Raw genomic sequence first — 19,366 nt, 5'->3', positions numbered from 1 at the left:
CGCGCGCCAGCCCTGCCGCCGGAACGGGCAGGCTCAACGCATCATCACCTCGTGAGCGCGCGCGTAAGGCAAAGGTGGCGGCCGCAACCCCGGCGGCTCAGGCCAGCCAGCCGGGAATCCGGTCGAGCGCGATCAGCTCGTCGACCTCGACGCGCGGCCGTACAATCGCGAATTCCCCACCCTTGGCCAGCACTTCCGGGACCAGCGGGCGCGTATTGTAAGTGGAGGCCTGCACCGCGCCATAGGCGCCGGCGGTCATCACGGCGATGAGATCGCCGGCCTTCAGCCCCGGCAGGCGCCGCCCCAGCGCCAGGAAATCACCCGATTCGCACACGGGACCGACCACATCCGCGACCATCTGCCCCTCGCCGGGCACCGCCTCGCGCACGGGCAAGATTTCGTGATGCGCGTCATAGAGCGTCGGGCGGATCAGATCGTTCATCGCCGCGTCGACGATGACGAAGTGCTTGCCCTCGCCTTCCTTCACATAGAGCACGCGGGTGACGAGGATGCCGGCATTGGCCACCAGCATGCGCCCGACCTCGAAGACGAGGCCGAGCCCGAGATTATGCGTGTGCCGCTTCACCAGCGCCGCATAGGCGGACGGCAGCGGCGGCTCCGTCTCGCCGGCGACATAGGGCACACCGAGCCCGCCGCCGAGATCGAGATGGGTCAGCGCATGCCCGTCCGCCATCAGGTCGCGAGCGAGTTCCACCAGCAGCGCGGTGGCGTTGTCGAACGGGCCGAGATCGGTGATCTGGCTGCCGATATGCATGTCGACGCCGGTGATGCGCAGCCCCGGCAGGGCGGCGGCGTGGCGATAGACCTCGCGCGCCCGCGACACCGGAATGCCGAACTTGTTGTCGGACTTGCCGGTCGAGATCTTGTGGTGGGTCTTGGCGTCGACGTCCGGGTTGACGCGGATGGAGATCGGCGCCGCCACCCCGTGGCTCACCGCCACCTCGGAGAGGGTCAGCAGTTCCGGCTCGCTCTCGACATTGAAGCACATGATGCCGGCATCGAGCGCCGCCGCCATTTCCTCGCGGGTCTTGCCGACGCCGGAGAACACGATCTTGCGCGGCTCCACCCCCGCCGCCAGCGCGCGCTTCAATTCGCCGCCCGAGACGATGTCGGCCCCGGCGCCGAGCTTGGCGAAGGTGCGGATCACCGCCTGGTTGGAATTGGCCTTCACCGCGTAGCACAGCGTGGTGCGCATGTCGGCGAAGGCGTCGGTGAACACCCGGTGGTGCCGCTCCAGCGTCGCGGTGGAATAAGCATAGAAGGGCGTGCCGACCGCACGGGCGATGTCGACAAGGCTTACATCCTCGGCGTGGAGGATGCCGTCACGATAGGCGAAATGATGCATGGCGCTTCGGTGGTCAGAGCAGGCCGTCGAGGATGAAAGGCGTGTTCGGCTTCACCGGGCCGGTATCCTTCGGCACCTTGCCGTCCGGGCCGGGCTGCGCCTGCGGCGAACCGGGCGGCGGCTCCAGCGGGCCTTTCACGCCGCAGCCGCCCAGCGCCAGCGCGCCACCGAGCGCGAGCGAGAGGGCAAGGGTGCGGCACAGGCGGGAGAGAGCGCGGGACAAGGAGGCTTCCTCGGCTGGGTCAGGTGATGAACAGGCGCAACCTATAACGGCGCTTTCGGAAAGGCGAGCCCGCAGGAAGGCTTCTGCCCCGCAGGGCTGGCGCCGTATCTAGGCGTCGAATGTGGCGATCACGGGCACATGGTCGGAGGGCCGCTCCCAGCCGCGCGCCTCGCGCAGCACGGTGAGCGCGCGCGCCGTCGGCGCCAGAGCGGGCGTCGCCCACACATGGTCGAGCCGCCGGCCGCGATTGGAAGCCGCCCAGTCGGCGGCGCGGTAGCTCCACCACGTATAGAGCTTCTCCTGCGGCGGGATGAAATTGCGCATCACATCCACCCACTGGCCCGCCGCCTGCAGCCGTCCCAGCTTGTCGACCTCAACCGGCGTGTGGCTGACAACGTCGAGCAGCTGCTTGTGGCTCCACACATCGGCCTCCAGCGGGGCGATGTTGAGATCGCCCACCAGCACCGAGCGGGCGGCGGGATCCTGCGGGTGCAGGTGCTCCCAGGCGGTGGCCTCGTCGAGAAAGGCGAGCTTGTGGCGGAACTTCTCGTTCACCTCAGGGTCGGGAACGTCGCCGCCGGCCGGAATGTAGAAATTATGGATGGTCAGCGGCGCGGAGAGCCCCGCCTCGCGGCCCAGCACCACCGAAATATGCCGCGCATCGCCCATGTCGCAGAAGCCCTGCCGGCTCACATCGTCGAACGGCCGCTTCGAGAGGATGGCGACGCCGTGATAGCCCTTCTGGCCATGGATCGCGGCGTGGGGATAGCCGAACTTGGCCGCCTCCTTCAGCGGAAAGCGATCATCCGGCGTCTTGGTCTCCTGCAGGCAGATGACGTCCGGCTGGTGCTCCTCGGCGAGCTTGGCGACGAGGCCGATGCGCAGGCGCACCGAATTGATGTTCCAGGTGGCGATGGAGAGCGGCAAAGCGGGGGGACCTTCGCGGGGCGGGAATCGGCCGCGACACTAGAGCATGTTCCGCCGAAGGTGAACGGCGCCGCACCGTCATCGCCGCCGGGCGCCCTTATCCCACGCCTCCTCATCCTCCACGCCCCTCATCCCCGGGCTTGACCCGGGGACCCAGCCTTGCGGCGCGCGCGCCGTGAAGCGCAACAGACGCCCGGCCGTCAGCCACCTGGGTGCCCGGGTCAAGCCCGGGCATGAGGGAGGCGCGTGCGGCTATCCCAGACTCCGCAACTCGGCTCCCCTCAATTCCGGTTGATGACGAACAGCATCGGGTCCGGCCGCTGCGAGGTGTCGAGGTTGGAAACCGCGACCGTGGTGTCGTAGCCCTGCGGGTCGGTAACGGTCCACTGCTTCAGCTGCATGGTCTTGGCGTCGAACATAATCATCAGCCGGTAGGTGCCGACCATGGGCTGCTTCTCCTCGATCACCACCGTGGCGAAGATGTCGTCCTGGTAGACGCCGGTCACATTGGCGTTGCGGGCGAGGTTGAAGTTCTCCGACAGCAGGAAGCGCAGCGGCGTGGCGGAAAGCGGAGAAATGTCCTGCGTCTTCAGCTTCTTGTCGCGCACCGCCACCGAGCGCCCATCGGCCACCAGCTCGATCCGGCTCGGCGCCTCATACTCGAACAGCACCCGGCCCGGCTTGAGGATGTAGAACTGGCCCTGCTGGCGGTCGCCATTGGGATCGACCTGCACGAAATCGCCGATCATCGTCTTGAAGCTGTTGAAATAATCGTTGATGCGCTGGACCGTCTCATTGGCCGCGCGCTGGTTCGCCGCGGCGGCGACCTGAATGTCGGGGCTGGCGGCAGGAGCGGCGGTCGCGGCAGCCGGCGCGGCGGCGGGGCCGGCCTGGGCGGTGCGCATCAGCGCCGCCGGCTTCTTCGGCGGCACCGGCACGAAGGAGGGCGGCGGCACCTGCGCCAGCGCGAGGCCCGCGGGCAGAAGCAGGAGGGCGGCGGCGCAGGTTCGGAACAGGTGGCGCATGATGGGGCACGTCTCGGCTGGCGCGCGGCGCAGAAGCGACCGGGGGGCGCGGGGCGATGTCATTGAGGCGGGTAGCGCGCCGCTGTGGCGATCCTGTGGCCCCGACGCTGCGTCAGCGGCCGCCGGGCGGCAGAAAGCGGGGTGAGAGGCCTTCATCGGCTCAGTAGCCCTCCCCGCCGCCCTCGACCAGGATCTCGCGCTTGCCGGCATGGTTGGCCGGGCCGACCATCCCCTCGCGCTCCATCCGCTCGACCAGGGAGGCGGCGCGGTTATAGCCGATCTGCAGCCGGCGCTGGATGTAGGAGGTGGAGCACTTCTTGTCGCGCAGCACCACCGCCACGGCCTGGGAATAGAGGTCGCCGCCTTCCTCGCCGCCCATGCCGCTCTTGTCGAACACCGCGCCGTCCTCGCCCTCGCCGTCGAGGTCGGTCGTCACCTCGTCGAGATAGTCGGGCGCGCCCTGCGCCTTCAGGTGCTCGACCACGCGTTCGACCTCCTGGTCGGAGACGAACGGGCCGTGGACGCGGGAAATCCGCCCGCCGCCGGCCATGTAGAGCATGTCGCCCTGCCCCAGCAGCTGCTCGGCGCCCATCTCGCCGAGAATGGTGCGCGAATCGATCTTGGACGTGACCTGGAAGGAGATACGGGTCGGGAAGTTCGCCTTGATGGTGCCGGTGATGACGTCGACGCTCGGGCGCTGGGTCGCCATGATCAGGTGGATGCCGGCCGCGCGGGCCATCTGGGCGAGCCGCTGAATGGCGCCCTCGATCTCCTTGCCGGCGACCATCATCAGGTCCGCCATCTCGTCGACCACCACCACGATATAGGGGATCGGCGAGAGGTCCATTTCCTCGCGCTCATAGATCGCCTCGCCCGTCTCCTTGTCGAAGCCGGTCTGCACGGTACGCACGATCTGCTCGCCCTTGACCTGCGCCTCGGCGATGCGGGCATTGAAGCCGTCAATGCTGCGCACGCCGACCTTCGACATCTTGCGGTAGCGCTCCTCCATCTCGCGCACCGCCCATTTCAGCGCCACCACCGCCTTCTTCGGGTCGGTGACAACGGGGCTGAGCAGATGCGGGATGCCGTCATAGGTCGACAGCTCAAGCATTTTCGGGTCGATCATGATCAACCGGCACTGTTCCGGCCGCATGCGGTAAAGCAGGCTCAGGATCATGGTGTTGATCGCCACCGACTTGCCCGAGCCTGTGGTGCCGGCGACCAAGAGATGCGGCATGCGGGCAAGGTCGACGATGACAGGCTCGCCGCCAATGGTCTTGCCAAGCGCGATGGCGAGCTTGTGCGCCGCCTCGCCGAAATCCCGCGCGGCGAGAATTTCGCGCAGCAGCACCTTGTCGCGCTTGGGGTTGGGCAGTTCGATGCCGATGGCGTTCTTGCCCGGAATCACCGCCACGCGGGCAGAGATCGCGCTCATCGAGCGGGCGATGTCGTCGGCGAGGCCGATGACGCGGCTCGACTTGATGCCGGGCGCCGGCTCCAGCTCATAGAGCGTCACGACCGGGCCGGGGCGGGAGTTGACGATGGCGCCGCGCACGCCGAAATCGTCGAGCACGCCTTCAAGATCACGGGCGTTCTGCTCCAGCGCCTCGCGCGACAGCGCCGGCCCGCTGCGCGGCGGCGGCGGCGCCAGCAGGTCGAGCCCGGGCAGGGCATAGCGCCGGCGCTGTTCCTCCAGCGCGGCCCGCCCGCCACGGATCGAGCGCAGCGGCGGCGGTCGTTTGGCCGCGCGTGGCGCCGGGGGCGGCGGCGGCGCGGCGAAATCTTCGTCCAGCGCATCGGGCAGTTCGTCGTCGGCGCTCTCGAAGCCGGCGACATCCTCCTCGTCGTCAAACGCCTCGCGCCGGCCAAAGCTCGGCTCGTGCCGGCCCGCGCGCAGGGCAGCGAGATCGTCCTCCTCCGCCCCACCAAAGCCGACGCTCTCGCGCAGCCGCTCCGACAGGGCGCGCGCGGGGCGGGGCTGGCGGGCGCGACGGGCGCCGCCGGGGGCCAGGCGTGCCTTCAGCGACAGCACGGCATGGGTCATCATGCCGAGCAGGAAGGCGAGCCAGCCCGGCTCGTCATCCTCGAAGCCGGCCGGGGCGCGGCGCGCCTCGTCCGGCTCCTCCTCCGCGTCGGCGCGCAGGCCGAACCCGACCGCCAGCGGCAGGGTGAGCGCGGCGCCGATGAGGCAGACGATGCCAGCCACGGCATAATCGGCGCTGGTCAGCCAGCCGGTGCGCAGCGCACCGGGTATCGCCAGCACAAACTCGCCCAGCACGCCGCCGAGCCCGCTCGGCAGCGGCCAGCCGCCAAAGCGCGGCAGGCAGGCGGCAAAGCCGGCGGCGAACACCATGCCGGCCAGCAGCGCGATCATCCGCGCCCGCAGCCGCCCGGGATGGCGATGGGTCAGGATGAGCCAGCCCCAGACGCCGACCGGCAGCACCACCGCCAGCGCGGCGACGCCGAAAAGCTGCATCATCACGTCGGCGAACACAGCGCCGGGCACGCTCAGGAGATTGGACGGTGGCGCCGCGCTGGAGCGGCTGAGACTGGGGTCGTCGGCGGACCAGGTGGCCAGCGCCAGCAGCATCACCGCGCACAGGCCCAGCAAAGCCAGGCCGACCAGCTCCGCCGTGCGGCGCGAGAGCACGCCCCGCACCTCTTCCGGCAGGAAGCCGCCCGGCGCGCTCTTGCCCGCCCGGTGCGCCCGCCCGCCCGGGCCGGCCGCGCCGGCCCCCTTGCTGGCAGGGTCGACCCGCAGCCTTGGCCGGGCGGCACGGGAAGGGGCAGCCTCCAGCCGAGGCGTCCGCATCGATGTCTGCGTCCCCATATCGCGCCCCGTTTCCTTGCCCCGCCTCGCCAAACGCCCCGCCCCGCTCAGGACAGACCGGCCAGAAGGCGCGGCAGCGCCTCCTGCGTGGTCGCCAGATCCTGCACCAGCGCGATGCGCAGATAGTCCGCGCCGGGATTGCGCCCGTCCACGCCGCTGCGGCAGAGATAGCCGCCCGGCACGGTGCGCAGCCCCTCGCGCCGCCACAGAAGCCGCGCCGCCTCTTCGCCGGCGCTGAATTCGTCGGTGCGCAGCCCGGCGACGTTCAGCCAGAGGAAGAAGCCGCCATCGGGCCGCTGGTAGCCGAAATGCCCGCCAAGCACCTGGTCGGCGACGTCGAACTTCGCCTTGTAGAGGTCGCGGCTCTCCGCCACATGCGCCTCATCGCTCAGCGCGGCGATGCCGACCCATTGCAGCGGCTCGGGCACCTGCGGCGCGGCGACATTGCGGAAATCGGCGAAGGCCTCGATGAAGCGGGCCTCGCCGGCGCAGAAGCCGCAGCGCAGGCCCGGCAGGCTGGAGCGCTTGGAGAGCGAGTTGAACGCCACCACGCCGGCAAAATCCGGCCCCGCCACCTCAAGGATGCCGGTCGGCGGGGCGTCGCCCAGCCAGATCTCGGAATAGCATTCGTCGGCGAACACCATCACCTCATGTGCCCGGCACAGCGCCACCAGCCGCTCCAGATAGGCGCGCGGGGCGATGGTGCCCTGCGGGTTGGCGGGCGAGGCGAAATAGAGCGCGACCGAACGGTCGAGCAGTTCCGGCGTCAGCGCGTCGAGGTCGGGCAGCCAGCCGCCGTCCGCCGGCAAAGGCAGGTCGACGCTCTCGCAGCCGGCGGCCTCCGCCCCGGCGCCATAGGCGGCATAGAACGGGTTGGGCAGCAGCACCGCCGGGGCACGCTCGCCCATGCGGGCGCGCTTGTGCGGCGAGAGCAGCCGGCGCGCCATCAGCGCGGCGAAGAACAGCCCCTCGCGCGAGCCGTTGAGAACAAGCACCTCGCGCTCCGGGTCGGGCGTGCGCGCCAGCGCGTAGCGGCGGGCGAACCAGTCGCTGGCGGCGCGGCGGAATTCGGGCAGGCCCTTGCCGGCGGGGTAGCGGCCGAAGCCGTCGAGATGGCCGGCCAGCACGGCGCCGACAAAGCCCGGCATGGCATGGCGCGGCTCCCCGACCGCCAGACTCAGCGCCGGCTTGCCCGGGGCGAGATCGGCGAGAAGCTCGGTCAGCCGCACGAAGGGCGAGCGCGCCGCCGGCCCGGGATCGGGGGCGGCGGCCGCCGGGGTCGCGACGGCGGCGGGAGAGGGGGCGTCAGGCACGGGGAAGGTCTCGCCTCGGCCACGGGATGCGGCCTCCTGCACCAGACTAACCCGGCTGCGGTAAAGGCGTTCTTAACCATGCGCGAATGGAGTGCGGCCAAGAGTGAACGCAGTCACCAAAAGAAAAGGCCCCGGGCGATGCCGGGGCCTTGAGGCAGCGGGAGGCTGCGGAACGAGGAAACCTGCGTGCAGGCCCGGGGGAAAACGGCACCAAGGCGGCGCCGCTCCTGGCAGGGTCGACGCGCGGGGCAGGCCCGCGCGCCGGATCGAGGCCGAGGCTGCGATCAGCTGTGATAGGCGCGCTCGCCGTGCTCGACGATGTCGAGACCCTCGCGCTCCTTCTCCACCGACGGACGCAGGCCGATGATGACATTGACGATGTAGTAGAGGATCGCCGAGACGACGCCGCACCACACGATGGTCAGCGCCACCGCCTGGAACTGCACCCAGATCTGGTGGCCCATCTCGTAATCGGCGATGCCGGGGCCGCCGAGCGCCGGGGCGACGACGATGCCGGTGCCGAGGGCGCCGACGATGCCGCCGACGCCATGGACGCCGAACACGTCGAGGCTGTCGTCATAGCCGAGCGCGTTCTTCACGGTGGTGCAGAAGAAGAAGCAGATGATCGAGGCGACGAAGCCGAGCACGATCGCGCCGAGCGGACCGGAGAGGCCGGCGGCCGGGGTGATGGCGACGAGGCCGGCGACCATGCCGGAGATCGCGCCGAGCATGGAGGGCTTGCCCTTGGCCAGCCACTCGATGAGCGTCCAGCCGACGATCGCGCCGGCGGTGGCGACGAAGGTGTTCATGACGGCGAGGGTGGTGCCGGCATTGGCTTCAAGGTTGGAGCCGGCATTGAAGCCGAACCAGCCGACCCACAGCACGCTGGCGCCGACCATGGCGAAGGGCAGCGAGTGGGGAGGCATCAGTTCCTTGCCGTAGCCGGTGCGCTTGCCGATGATGATGCAGCCGACGAGGCCGGCGATACCGGCATTGATGTGCACCACCGTGCCGCCGGCGAAGTCCAGCGCGCCCATGGCGAACAGGTAGCCTTCCGAGAACCACACCATGTGGGCGATCGGGTAGTAGACGAACGTCACCCAGAGGATGCTGAACAGCACGATGGCCGAGAACTTCATCCGCTCGGCGAAGGCGCCGATGATCAGCGCGGGGGTGATGGCCGAGAAGGTCATCTGGAAAACAATGAAGATGTATTCCGGAATCTTGACGTTGGCCGAGAAGGTGTCGGCCAGGCTCTCCGTCGTCACGCCGGCGAGGAAGGCCTTCTCGAAGCCGCCGATGAAAGCGTTGCCGGCGGTGAAGGCGAGCGAGTAGCCGTAGAACACCCAGATCAGCATCATCACGGCGGCGATCACCGTGACCTGCATCAGCACGGAGAGCATGTTCTTGGCGCGCACGAGGCCGCCATAGAACAGCGCCAGGCCCGGCACGGTCATGAACAGCACGAGGATGGAGGAAACCATCATCCAGGTGACGTCGCCCTTGTCCACGGTGGCGACCGCGGCGACGGCCTCGGCGGTGGCTTCCGCGCCGGTGGCCGGGTTGTCCTGGGCGAAAGCGGCGGCCGCGAACAGCGCCGTCGTCGCCAGCGCAGGCAGGCCCGCGCGTATCCAATTCTTGGTCGTCATGGGTTCAATGCTCCGTCGCAATCGGAAAATGTCGGGATCTGTGTCGCGGGCTTAGAGCGCGTCGGCGTCGGTTTCGCCGGTGCGGATGCGCACGGCCTGGTCGATCGCGTAGACGAAGATCTTGCCGTCACCGATCTGGCCGGTCTTGGCCGAGGTGGTAATCGCGTCGATGACCTTGGAAACCTGATCGGAAGGCACGGCGACCTCGATCTTGAGCTTCGGCAGGAAGCTCACCGCGTATTCCGCGCCGCGGTAGATCTCGGTGTGGCCCTTCTGCCGGCCATATCCCTTGACCTCCGTGACGGTCAGTCCGTGCACACCAATGCCAGTGAGCGCATCCCGGACTTCCTCAAGCTTGAAAGGCTTGATGATAGCCATGACGATCTTCATGGTTCCTGTCCCCGCTTGGCCCCGAACCGCTGGCGGGGTTCTGGGCGTTTCATGTCGGACTCGGCCAGGCTGATTCCTTCAGCCTCCCGGTCAAGCCGCCAAGAGAGAATCAATTCGCGTGCCAACCGAGATGAATCAACGCTTTCGGCACAAATGCCCGCGCCGCGCGCGCCATGGCCGGGCGCACGCGGGCGCTGCGTCCTGCCGGTGCGACACGGCCCGCTTGCTCAATTCTTGATCGCGATGATGACCCTTCCTGAGTCACCGCCGCATAATCGCCATATGAAGTCTAATTTTTAGGCAGATGCCTGCGCAGGAGGCGGTGCGGCAGGCCGTACCGGCCGGATCAGCCCCTCCTGCGCCACCGAGGCCACCAGCCGCCCGGCCCGGTCATAGATCAGCCCGCGCGCCAGGCCGCGCGCCCCGGCGGCACTCGGGCTGTCCTGCGCATAGAGCAGCCAGTCATCGGCGCGGAAGGGCCGGTGCAGCCACAGCGCATGGTCGAGGCTGGCGACCTGCAGGCTCTCGCCGAGCACGCTGGTGCCGTGCAGCAGCGTCGTCGCCTCCAGCAGCGTCATGTCGCTGGCATAGGCGAGCACGGCCCGGTGCAGGCCCGCCTCGTCCGGCAGCGCCCCATTGGCGCGGAACCACACCGCCCGGCGCGGCGCCGCCACCGTCTCGCCGAGGCCGACCGGCTTCAGTTCGATCGGGCGCGGCCGCTTCCAGTAGGTCAGCACTGGCGCCGGCAGCTTGGCGAGCACCTCGGCGGGCAGTTCGCCGATGCCCGGCACCTCCTCGGGCGCCGGCACCACCATGTCGAGGTCGAGCTGGTGCTCCAGCCCCGGCTCCTCGCGATGGAACGAGACCGACATGATGAAGATCGGCCGCCCGTGCTGGATCGCCACCGTGCGCCTTGTGGCGAAGCTGCGCCCGTCGCGCACCCGCTCGACATCGTAGATGATCGGCACGCGCGGATCGCCGGCGAGGAGAAAATAGGCGTGCATGGAATGGGCGCCCGCCACCTCCACCGTGCGCTGCGCCGCCACCAGCGCCTGCGCCAGCACCTGCCCGCCGAACACGCGCGTCCGGAACGGCCAGGATTCCGGCGGGTTGTCGCCGCGGAAGAGGTTGTCCTCCAGCTGCTCCAGATCGAGCAGGGCGACGAGTTCGGCGGCGCTGTTGGTCATGGGCGGGCGGCTCCACATCGGGTCGAAAGCGTCGAAGTAACGCGGCCTTGAGGCGGCGCATTGTCCGGGGTGCCTAGCTAAGGCATAGGATGGAGCGCGCACAATGCGCGGATGGTCGAGAGCGGAGGCGCCGAGCCATGCAGCAGCAAGCCATGCAACAGGGCCAGCGATATGATGCGGTGATGGCGGGCGGCGGGCTCGCCGGGCTTTCCCTCGCCTTGGCGCTGCGGCAGGGGCTGGGAGAAAGCGCCCGCCTCGCGGTGGCCGACCCCGCCTTTGCCGCCCCCCGCCCGGCGAGCACCGATCTGCGCGCCTCCGCCATCGCCGCCGGCGCCCGCCGCCTGTTCGAGGCGCTGGGCGTATGGGAGCGGGTGGAAGTGGAAGCCCAGCCGATTCTCGCGATGGAAATCACCGATTCCAAGCTCGGCGATGCCGCCCGCCCGGTGTTCCTATCCTTCGACGGCGAGGTCGAGCCGGGCGAGCCCTTCGCCCATATGCTGCCAAATGCGGTGCTGCAGGACGCGATGACAGAGCTGGCGCGCGAACGCGGCATCGCCCTGCTGCCGACCCGCATCGCCGGCTTCATCCCCGGCCCGGCGCGCACCGCGCTGCGGCTTGCCAATGGCGAAGACGCCGCCGCCTCGCTGCTCGCCGCCTGCGATGGCGGCCGCTCGAAGCTGCGCGCGCTGGCCGGCATCGGCGTCACCGGCTGGCCCTACCACCAGTCCGCCATCGTGATGACGGTCGGCCATGAGCGCCCGCATGACGGCAAGGCGATCGAGCATTTCCTGCCCGCCGGGCCCTTCGCCATGCTGCCGCTCACCGGCAATCGCTGCTCCATCGTCTGGACCGAATCCACCGAGACCGCCGCCCGCCTGCTCAAGCTGCCGCGCGTGCTGCTGCAGGACGAGCTGGAACAGCGCTTCGGGCTGGAGCTGGGTGAGATCGAGATCCTGGACGAGCCTAAGGCGTTTCCGCTCGGCTTCCAGATGGCGCGTTCCTTCATCGGCGAACGCCTCGCTCTGGTGGGCGACGCCGCCCACACCATCCACCCCATTGCCGGGCAGGGCATCAATATGGGCCTGCGCGACGTGGCGGCGCTGGCCGAGGCGATCACCGACGCCGCCCGGCTCGGCCTCGACATCGGCGGGCCGGACGTTTTGGAGCGCTACCAGCGCTGGCGCCGCTTCGACACGCTGGCCATGGGCGCGGCCACGGACGGGCTCAACCGGCTGTTCGGCCTGCGCTCGGACGCGGTGCGGCTGGTGCGCGATGTCGGCCTCGGCCTCGTCGAGCGGATGCCGGCCCTGAAGGGCTTTTTCATCCGCGACGCCGCCGGCATTGGCGGGACGTCGCCCCGCCTGCTGCGCGGCGAGGCGCTCTGAACGTCAGCGCGCCGCTTCTTCCTCGGTCAGCTGGCGCGCCTCGTCGGCGAGCAGGATGGGGATGCCGTCGCGAATCGGGTAGGCCAGACGGGCCGCGCGCGACACCAGCTCATGGGCGGCGCGGTCATAGTCCAGCGGCCCCTTGGTGACGGGGCAGACCAGCAGTTCGAGCAGCTTCGGGTCGATCTCATAGCCCGAGCGCGCGGCGGGAAATTCGGGGGTGGTAGCCATGGGCAGGGTTCTCTCGATCTACGCGAACGATGGAATCGTATTCCGGCTATATAGCGCAGCAAGCTGACAGTCTCACGTCGCCGCCTCTCACCCGCCAGCCGCACGGACCGATGGATTCTCCCACGCTCGATCTCGCCCAGGAACCGCGCCTCGATGGCGAGACCTTGCAGCAATGGGTGTTTCGCCGGCTGCGGCGCTCGGTCATGGCCGGCCGCTTCCCGCCCGGCAAGGCGGTGACGATCCGTGGGCTGGCGGACGCGCTCGGCGTCTCCTCCATGCCGGTGCGCGAGGCGCTGCGCCGGCTGGTGGCCGAGCGGGCGCTGGTGCTGCTCGACAATCGCCGCGTCCGCGTGCCTGAGATGACCGCCCGCCGTTTCGAGGAACTGATGACGGCACGCACCCTGTTGGAATGCGAAGCCGCCGCGCGGGCGCTGGCAGGTGCCGATGCCGCCTTCATCGCCCGGCTCGACGCGCTCAATGCCGAGTCCGATGCCGCCGTGGCGGCCAGCGACACCGAGGCGATGATCGAGACCAACCTCGCCTTCCATGGCGCGCTCTATGGCGGGCGGACGGACAATGTGCTGCTGCCGCTGATTGAATCGGTCTGGCTGCAGATCGGCCCGTTCATGCGCATGGCGCTGGCCGATTTGGAGACCCACTATCCCGTCGACCGCCACGCCGAGGCGCTGGCCGCGCTGCGCGCCCGCGACGAGGCGGCGCTGCGCCGCGCGATCGAGGCCGATATTCGCGACGGCATCGGCCATCTGCTGGCGCAGCTGGGGTAGAGACGCCTCAGCCCGCCGCCTTCAGCCGGCCGCCGGCGCGCCGGCGCTCGGCGGCGAGGCGTGCGGCGGCGCCAAAGGCGGTGAAGATGCCGCTGGAGAGCCTGTCCTCCCAGAAGCGCCATTCCGGGTGCCACTGGATCGCCATGTTGAAGCCCGGCGAATCCGGCACGCGGAACGCCTCGATCGTGCCGTCCCCGGCCTGCGCCTCCACCACCACGCCGGGCGCCAGCGTCGCCACGCCCTGGCCGTGCAGCGAGTTCACCCGCCACGTCGTGTCGCCGGCAAGGCTCGCCAGCAGGCCGCCTTCGGTCAGCGCCACCCCATGGGCGGGCGAGTACTGGCCTTCGATGTCGAGGCTGGAATCCTCGCGATGGTCGAAGCGGCCGGGCTGCTCATACAGCTTCTGGAACAGCGTGCCGCCGAGCGCGACATTCATTTCCTGAAAGCCCCGGCAGACGCCGAACAGCGGCACGCCGCGTTCCAGCGCCGCGCGGATCAGCGGCAGCGAGATGTCGTCGCGGTGCGGGTCGGCCGGCAGCGGCGGGTCGTGCGGCACGTCGCCATAATGCTGCGGCCCGACATTGGAGGGGCTGCCCGGCAGGAACAGCGCGTCGACGGCGCTGAGAATCTCGTCGACGACGATCCGCTCCGGCGCCATGGCGGAATCCACCGCCGAAATGGTGCCGGGAATGAGCACCGGCATCGCCTGGGCGCCACGCGCCACCGCATAGATGTATTTTTCGGTGACGCCATGGACGACATGTCCGTCCCTGGCCTTCACGTCGCTGATCACACCGATAACCGGACGCATGCTGTCTCCTGCGCTCTGCTCGCCAGATGTGGCGCCCGCCCCCGCCGGCTGTCAACGGTACCCGCGCGCAGGCCCGCCTTGCAGCGGGCGCGCAGGCCGCGCGGGGGCCCGCTCCTTGCGCCCGATCGCCGCTGCCGCCGGGGCGCGTCCTCGCCAAGCGTTTCCGTGGATGATTCTTCGTGTATGAAGGGCCACCCCTCCGCCCGCAGGCCGCCGCCGGAAGCCCATGGTTTTTTCGTCCGTCACCTTCCTCTTCTATTTCCTGCCGGCGTTCCTGATCTGCTACTTCGCGACACCGGGGCTGCGGGCGCGCAACCTCGTGCTGCTGGCCTTCTCGCTGGTGTTCTATGCCTGGGGCGGGCTGGCCAATGTCATGGTGCTGGCGGTCTCCATCGTCGCCAACTACGCCTTCGCCCTGCTGATCGACACCCGCACCGGGCGCTGGCGGCTGGGTATGCTCGGGCTGGCGGTGGCGCTGAACCTGTCCGGCCTGATCGCCTTCAAATATGCCGGCTTCCTCGCCGAGAACATCAACCTGCTGCTGCCGGCCGGCGCCCAGCTGCCGGTGGTGCATCTGCCGCTGCCGCTCGGCATCTCCTTCTTCACCTTCCACGCCATCTCCTATCTCGTCGACATCTATCGCGGGAAAGCGCGGGCCAATGGCCGGTTCGAGGAGATCGCGGTCTACATCACCATGTTCCCGCAGCTGGTGGCCGGCCCGATCGTGCGCTACTCCACCATCGCCCACCGCATCCGCGCGCGGCGCACCACGCTCGGGCGGGTGTCGGCGGGGCTGCGCATCTTCGTCATCGGCCTGTCCTGGAAGGTGCTGATCGCCGACGAGGTGGCGCCGCTGGTGGCCGTGGTGTTCGACAACACCTCCGCCCCGAGCCTGGGCGAGGCCTGGATCGGCGTCTGCGCCTATGCGCTGCAGATCTATTTCGACTTCGGCGGCTATTCCAACATGGCGATCGGCCTCGCCTTGGCCATGGGGCTGAAATTCCCGCGCAACTTCAACCTGCCCTATGGCGCGCTGTCGATCACCGATTTCTGGCGCCGCTGGCATATGAGCCTGTCGAGCTGGTTCCGCGACTATGTCTACATCCCGCTCGGCGGCAACCGGCGCGGCCATGTCTATACCGCGCTGAATCTCTGGACCGTGTTCCTGCTCTGCGGCCTGTGGCACGGCGCGAGCTGGACCTTCGTCATCTGGGGTGTCCATCACGGCACCTTCCTGGTGCTGGAGCGCACCCGGCTCGGCGCCGCGCTGCGCGCCGCGCCGCGCCTGGTGAACCATGCCTATGTGCTGCTGGTGGTGCTCACCGGCTGGGTCTGGTTCCGCGCCGACAGCCTGCCGCAGGCGATCGACCTGTTCGCCGGCCTCGCCGGGCTGAACGGGGTCGGCCCGCTCTCGGTCAATCTGCTGGCCGATCTGGAGCCGGTGACGATCGTCATCATGGTGCTGGCCTGGCCGCTCGCCATGTTCGGCCTGCCGCAGCCGCGCCCGAAGCGGCTTTCCGAGCGCGCCCGCCGTACCCTGTTCGGCGTCGCCGACACGGTGCTGATGGCGCTGCTGTTCGTGCTGTGCATCCTGTCGGTGGGGGCGGCGACCTATTCGCCCTTCCTGTATTTCCGGTTCTGAGGGGAGCTGAGACGATGGCGCTGCTCATGGCCTTCCGCCGCTGGTGGGCGTTCGTCTTCGTCGCCCTCCTGTCCCTGCCGGCGCTCGGCCTGCTGCTGCCGGACCTTCCCGGACCGATCCGCAATGTGTTGGCACCGGAAGCGCGCTGGTGGGTGCACGCCTCCGAGCGGCTCGATCCCTACATCAACAATTCCTTCGGCTTCCGTGGCCCGGTGCTTGCCGCGCACCGCCGCTATCTGCGCTTCATCGGCTCGGCGCCCGGGGCGCGGGTCCTTGATGGCACGGATGGCAGCCTGTTCCTGCGCGACGACAATGCGCTGGAACAGTCGATCGGCCAGCTGGTGCGCCCGCAGGCGGTGGAACGGCTCGCCATTCTCGCCCGCGAGCTGAAGGCGAAGATGGCGGCCATTGGCGGCACCTTCGTTCTCACTTTGGCGCCCAACGCCCATACCGCCCGCTTCGAGATGCTGCCCGACTATATCCGCCAGCAGCGGCAGGCGCGCAGTGAATATGATCTCGTCGCCGCGCGGATGAAGCAGGACGGCGTCACCTTTGTCGATCTGCGCCCCTTCCTCGCCGAGGCCGCGACGCAGGGTCCGATCTATTACCGTTACGACACCCATTGGAACGCGCGCGCGGCCCTGGCGGCGTTCAACGCCGTGATGGCGGCGGCGGGTCGGCCGCAGCTGGCCATCCCGGAATCGGAGGCCTTCGGCGCCACCCGGATCCGCACGAGCGGCGATCTGCTCACCGTCGCCGGCATCACCAGCCGCGAGCCGCCCGATGTCGAATATGTCTGGAAGCCGCCGCTGGCCGGCCCGCATGAAACCACGCCGCTGACCGGCATCGTCACCGCGCCGCCGCCGGCAAAGGACGATTACGGCTTCCACGCCTTCGCCACCGGCCATGCCGGGCCGCGCATCATGGTGGTGGGCGATTCCTTCACCCAGGGCTTCTGGTACAATCCGCTGGTCTATCGCGCCTCGGCGGCGGTGTGGATCCACCACGCCGCCTGCGAGTTCGACCAGGGCATCATCGACCGCTTCAAGCCGGACATATTGATCTACGCCCCGACCGAGCGGTTCCTCACCTGCAAGAACTGGAGCCGCACAAAGCTACCGGCCGCTGCGCCACCGGGCGGCTGAGCCGCCGCCCGCCCTTGCCTCCAACGCTGCCCCTCACCCTTGCCTCTTCGCGCCGCCCGGCTCTAAAACGCCGCAGCTTTTCAGGCCGGATCACCGCCATGCCCCTCTCCCGCGACGACCTCCTCGCCCGGCTCGCCGAACTCGGAATTCCCACGCGCACGGTCGAGCATCCGCCGCTGTTCACGGTGGAGGATTCGCAGGCGCTGCGCGGCGACATTGCCGGCGGCCACACCAAGAACCTGTTCCTCAAGGACAAGAAGGGGAACCTGTTCCTCGTCGTGGTCGAGGAGGAGACACGGGTCGACCTCAAGAACCTGCACGGGCCGCTGGGCGCGGCGAGCAAGCTCTCCTTCGGCAGCGCCGAGCTGCTGGAAGAGGTGCTGGGCGTGCTGCCCGGCGCCGTCACCGCCTTCGGCCCGGTCAATGATACGCAGGGCCGCGTCACCGTGGTGCTCGATGAAGAGCTGATGGCGCATGAGGCGATCAACTGCCACCCGTTGGTCAACACCGCCACCACCACCATTGCCAGCGCCGATCTCATCCGCTTCCTGCGCGCCACCGGCCATGAGCCGCTGGTGCTGGCGGTACCCCGGCGCAGCGAGGCGGGGGAGCCGGCCACCGCCGAGAGCTGATCGCCCCGTTGCATTCGCGGCGCGGCAGACCATTTTAGACGCCGAGCACAGCCCTATTGCGAGGACGACCCATGTTGCTGAACCAGCCCTCCTCCCCCGCCGGCAAGGGCGACGCGCCGGGCGGCGACGATGTGGTGATGGACGTCACCACCAAGAGCTTCATGAAGGACGTGGTCGAGGAATCGCGCCTGCGCCCGGTTCTGGTCGATTTCTGGGCCCCCTGGTGCGGCCCCTGCCGCCAGCTCACACCGGTTATCGAGAAGGTGGTGCGCGCGGCCAAGGGCAAGGTCCGCCTTGCCAAGATGAACACCGACGAGCACCCCGCCGTCGCCCAGCAGCTCGGCATCCAGTCGCTGCCCACCGTCTATGCCTTCGTCAACGGCCAGCCGGTCGATGGCTTCATGGGGGCGCAGCCGGAGACGCAGATCAAGGCGCTGGTCGACAAGCTCATCGCCGCCGCCGGCGGCGGCAACGACATTGCCGACATCCTCGCCAGCGGCGAGGCGGCGCTGGCCGAGGGCGATCTTGTCGGCGCGGCGGAGATCTTCGCCGCCGTGCTGGGCGAGGAGCCGGCCAATCTCGCCGCCATTGCCGGCCTTGCCCGCACCGAGCTGGCCGCCGGCAATCTCGAACAGGCCAAGGCCACCCTCGCCCTGGCGCCGGAAACGGCCGCCAATGACAGCGCCCTCACCGCCGTCCGCGCCGCGATCGAGCTGGAAGAGGCCGCGAGCGCGCTGGGCGATGTCCGCGAGCTGGAAGCCAAGGTCGCCGCCAACCCGCTCGACCATCAGGCCCGCTTCGATCTCGCCGTGGCGCTGAGCGCCCGTGGCAAGCGCGAGGAGGCGGTCGACCACCTGCTCTCCATCGTCCGCAAGGACCGCGCCTGGAACGAGGATGGCGCGCGCAAGCAGCTGGTGCAATTCTTTGAGGCTTGGGGACCGACCGACGAGCACACCCTCGCCGGCCGCCGCCGCCTGTCCTCGCTGCTCTTCGCCTGACGCCGGCGGGGGTGCCCCCCGCCACCGCCGAGAGACGGCGCCGGAACACGGCGCCGGGAAATCGTGCAAGGAACCAATGGCGATCAACAAGCCCTATACCGACCCGTCCGAACTGGCGCCCATCATCCCGCTCTTCCCGCTGGAAGGCGCGCTGCTGCTGCCGCGCTGCCAGCTGCCGCTCAACGTGTTCGAGCCGCGCTATGTCGCGATGATCGACGCGGCGCTGGCCGGCAACCGGCTGATCGGCATCATCCAGACCGCGCCCGAGCAACCGGCCCTCACGGTGCCGGGCGCGCCTGACATCGTCGCCGTCGGCTGCGTCGGCCGCATCACCGAGATCGCCGAGAGCGGCGACGGGCGCTATCTGCTCAATCTCAGCGGCATCGCCCGTTTCAAGGTGGTGGCGGAGGTCGATTCCGGCACGCCGTTCCGGCAGGCGAAGGTCGATTACGAGCCCTTCCGTGCCGATTTCACCCCCAATGCCGGCGCCGAGGCGGTGGATCGCGGCACGCTTCTGCGCACGCTGGCCGATTATCTCGACGCCAACCGGCTGGAAGCGGACTGGAAGAGCATCAAGGACGCGCCGAACGAGGCGCTGGTCAATGCGCTGGCGATGATGGCGCCCTTCGGCCCGCGTGAGAAGCAGGCGCTGCTGGAAGCCCCCAACCTCGCCTCGCGCGCCGAGATGCTGATCGCCGTCACCCAGATGACCATGGCCCGTACCGGCGGCGAGGGCGACGGCACGCTGCAATAGCGGGCCGCTCCCTTCCTCTGGGAAGGGCCATGCCCCGTGTCCCGGACGCCTGCAGCGAAAGCGGAAGGCGAGC

The 19,366-nt window shown here is 69.3% G+C and carries 18 protein-coding genes; 7 read left to right on the top strand and 11 right to left on the bottom strand.

Annotation, left to right across the window (positions count from 1 at the left end; translation table 11 throughout):
• Nucleotides 1-97: 97 nt before the first annotated feature.
• From lysA to BLO63_RS15600, 9 genes are all read right to left on the bottom strand, one after another.
• Nucleotides 98-1,366, bottom strand: a complete 1,269-nt coding sequence (lysA, locus tag BLO63_RS15640) for a diaminopimelate decarboxylase (protein ID WP_091442371.1) — start codon at nucleotides 1,364-1,366, stop codon at nucleotides 98-100.
• Nucleotides 1,367-1,379: 13 nt separating this feature from the next.
• Nucleotides 1,380-1,589 carry a lipoprotein gene (locus tag BLO63_RS15635; RefSeq protein WP_091442367.1) on the bottom strand — a complete coding sequence of 70 codons (210 nt, stop codon included), beginning with the start codon at nucleotides 1,587-1,589 and terminating at the stop codon, nucleotides 1,380-1,382.
• Between the two features lie 108 nt (nucleotides 1,590-1,697).
• Nucleotides 1,698-2,516 (bottom strand): exodeoxyribonuclease III, encoded by an 819-nt coding sequence (locus tag BLO63_RS15630; protein WP_091442365.1) that lies wholly within the window; start codon nucleotides 2,514-2,516, stop codon nucleotides 1,698-1,700.
• A 281-nt stretch (nucleotides 2,517-2,797) separates the two neighbouring features.
• Nucleotides 2,798-3,541: a LolA family protein gene (locus BLO63_RS15625; RefSeq protein WP_091442362.1), complete on the bottom strand. Its 744-nt coding sequence runs from the start codon at nucleotides 3,539-3,541 to the stop codon at nucleotides 2,798-2,800.
• 160 nt (nucleotides 3,542-3,701) lie between these two features.
• Entirely contained in the window at nucleotides 3,702-6,191 is a 2,490-nt protein-coding gene (locus BLO63_RS15620; protein ID WP_091442698.1) for a DNA translocase FtsK, read from the bottom strand.
• 227 nt (nucleotides 6,192-6,418) lie between these two features.
• The gene (locus BLO63_RS15615; RefSeq protein ID WP_205409343.1) at nucleotides 6,419-7,684 is read right to left on the bottom strand and encodes an aminotransferase class I/II-fold pyridoxal phosphate-dependent enzyme; all 1,266 of its coding nucleotides are present in this window, start codon (nucleotides 7,682-7,684) and stop codon (nucleotides 6,419-6,421) included.
• A 284-nt stretch (nucleotides 7,685-7,968) separates the two neighbouring features.
• Nucleotides 7,969-9,333 (bottom strand): ammonium transporter, encoded by a 1,365-nt coding sequence (locus BLO63_RS15610; protein ID WP_091442357.1) that lies wholly within the window; start codon nucleotides 9,331-9,333, stop codon nucleotides 7,969-7,971.
• Between the two features lie 51 nt (nucleotides 9,334-9,384).
• A complete protein-coding gene (locus BLO63_RS15605; protein WP_013168191.1) occupies nucleotides 9,385-9,723 on the bottom strand; it encodes a P-II family nitrogen regulator in 339 nt (112 codons plus the stop codon).
• 296 nt (nucleotides 9,724-10,019) lie between these two features.
• A complete protein-coding gene (locus tag BLO63_RS15600) occupies nucleotides 10,020-10,910 on the bottom strand; it encodes an acyl-CoA thioesterase (RefSeq protein WP_091442353.1) in 891 nt (296 codons plus the stop codon).
• A 137-nt stretch (nucleotides 10,911-11,047) separates the two neighbouring features.
• Between BLO63_RS15600 and BLO63_RS15595 the strand changes: the two genes are divergently transcribed.
• Nucleotides 11,048-12,295, top strand: a complete 1,248-nt coding sequence (locus BLO63_RS15595) for a ubiquinone biosynthesis hydroxylase (protein ID WP_091442351.1) — start codon at nucleotides 11,048-11,050, stop codon at nucleotides 12,293-12,295.
• A 3-nt stretch (nucleotides 12,296-12,298) separates the two neighbouring features.
• On the opposite strand, the gene BLO63_RS15590 is transcribed toward BLO63_RS15595, so the two are convergent.
• Nucleotides 12,299-12,526 carry a Trm112 family protein gene (locus BLO63_RS15590; protein ID WP_205409342.1) on the bottom strand — a complete coding sequence of 76 codons (228 nt, stop codon included), beginning with the start codon at nucleotides 12,524-12,526 and terminating at the stop codon, nucleotides 12,299-12,301.
• 110 nt (nucleotides 12,527-12,636) lie between these two features.
• On the opposite strand from BLO63_RS15590, the gene BLO63_RS15585 reads away from it, so the two are divergent.
• Complete coding sequence (locus tag BLO63_RS15585; protein ID WP_091442348.1) at nucleotides 12,637-13,311, top strand: GntR family transcriptional regulator; 675 nt, start codon at nucleotides 12,637-12,639, stop codon at nucleotides 13,309-13,311.
• 7 nt (nucleotides 13,312-13,318) lie between these two features.
• Here BLO63_RS15585 and BLO63_RS15580 read toward each other — a convergent pair whose 3' ends face one another.
• On the bottom strand, nucleotides 13,319-14,122 hold the full coding sequence (locus BLO63_RS15580) for a gamma-glutamyl-gamma-aminobutyrate hydrolase family protein (RefSeq protein ID WP_091442346.1): 804 nt from the start codon (nucleotides 14,120-14,122) through the stop codon (nucleotides 13,319-13,321).
• A gap of 226 nt (nucleotides 14,123-14,348) precedes the next feature.
• On the opposite strand from BLO63_RS15580, the gene BLO63_RS15575 reads away from it, so the two are divergent.
• The 5 genes from BLO63_RS15575 (at nucleotide 14,349) to BLO63_RS15555 (ending at nucleotide 19,293) form a co-directional block, all read left to right on the top strand.
• Complete coding sequence (locus BLO63_RS15575; protein WP_091442343.1) at nucleotides 14,349-15,764, top strand: MBOAT family O-acyltransferase; 1,416 nt, start codon at nucleotides 14,349-14,351, stop codon at nucleotides 15,762-15,764.
• Between the two features lie 14 nt (nucleotides 15,765-15,778).
• Nucleotides 15,779-16,909, top strand: coding sequence for an alginate O-acetyltransferase AlgX-related protein (locus tag BLO63_RS15570; protein ID WP_091442341.1), 1,131 nt, complete (start codon nucleotides 15,779-15,781; stop codon nucleotides 16,907-16,909).
• Nucleotides 16,910-17,007: 98 nt separating this feature from the next.
• Entirely contained in the window at nucleotides 17,008-17,541 is a 534-nt protein-coding gene (locus BLO63_RS15565) for a prolyl-tRNA synthetase associated domain-containing protein (protein WP_091442338.1), read from the top strand.
• Between the two features lie 71 nt (nucleotides 17,542-17,612).
• On the top strand, nucleotides 17,613-18,539 hold the full coding sequence (trxA, locus tag BLO63_RS15560; protein ID WP_091442337.1) for a thioredoxin: 927 nt from the start codon (nucleotides 17,613-17,615) through the stop codon (nucleotides 18,537-18,539).
• A gap of 76 nt (nucleotides 18,540-18,615) precedes the next feature.
• Complete coding sequence (locus BLO63_RS15555; RefSeq protein ID WP_091442334.1) at nucleotides 18,616-19,293, top strand: LON peptidase substrate-binding domain-containing protein; 678 nt, start codon at nucleotides 18,616-18,618, stop codon at nucleotides 19,291-19,293.
• Nucleotides 19,294-19,366 lie beyond the last annotated feature (73 nt).

Source organism: Ancylobacter rudongensis, from assembly GCF_900100155.1.
GTDB classification, from domain to species: Bacteria; Pseudomonadota; Alphaproteobacteria; order Rhizobiales; family Xanthobacteraceae; genus Ancylobacter; species Ancylobacter rudongensis.
This window is presented reverse-complemented; position numbering and strand designations above follow the sequence as displayed.